This window comes from Nostoc sp. (genome assembly GCF_036919895.1).
In the GTDB taxonomy this organism is placed as follows: Bacteria; Cyanobacteriota; Cyanobacteriia; order Cyanobacteriales; family Nostocaceae; genus Nostoc.
The window spans coordinates 1-740 of record NZ_JBALBW010000005.1 but is presented as its reverse complement, the minus strand read 5'-3'; the positions used below and the strand labels follow the sequence as shown (position 1 = coordinate 740).

Genomic DNA, 740 nt, shown 5'->3' with positions numbered 1-740 from the left:
CCCTAGAAATTAATGCCGCAGTAGCGATCGATCCAACTAAGCCCGGTACTCTCCCAACTAGCACGGGTGCTTTAGTCGATCAGTCAACAGGAACTCCTTACTCCAATACCAACCCTGATATTACATCCAATTTCTTTAACGACGCGACAAAGGGGAATCCGGCTCTGTTTAAGGCTCCACCCACTGGTTTTAGCGCGAATCAGTTCACCAGTGTGGCAACAACCTCCGCCTACGACGATCTCAAGGTTAAGCAGATACTTAACGAGATCGATGGCTTTAACGCTGCGGGGACGACAAAAGTTGACACTCCAGCAATTTTTGGCTTGAATTTACAAGCTGTGAGTGTAGCCGAGAAAGAGCCAGCTACTCAATTTAACGGTGGCGGGATTGACGCTAATGGAAATGCTCGTCCCGATCTGGTAACGGTAATTGATCATACCGATCAGAGCATTGGTCTGATTTTGGATGAACTACAAAAGCAAGGATTGGACAGTTCAACTCTGGTGGTTTTAACCGCCAAGCACGGACAAAACCCAGTTCAAGATCCTACCGTTGGTTTGAACAGTACATTTGATAGTGTGACTGGTGCTGTCGGTGGTGATGGCAACCTGACTGCTTTTGGCGCACTTCTCGCACAAAATGGTATTCAGCTTGATGCTGAGAGAGGTGGCGATACTTCATCCTTGCTCTTCTTGAAGAATCCATCCGATGTTCAAAAAGCTGTAGCACTACTGAATGAT

Annotated in this window: 1 protein-coding gene; it reads left to right on the top strand. The window is 47.0% G+C overall.

Features of this window, described 5'->3' with window-relative positions; genetic code table 11:
• Nucleotides 1–740 (top strand): alkaline phosphatase family protein (locus tag V7K55_RS00720; RefSeq protein ID WP_334827159.1); only part of this gene is annotated, 740 nt, incomplete at both ends.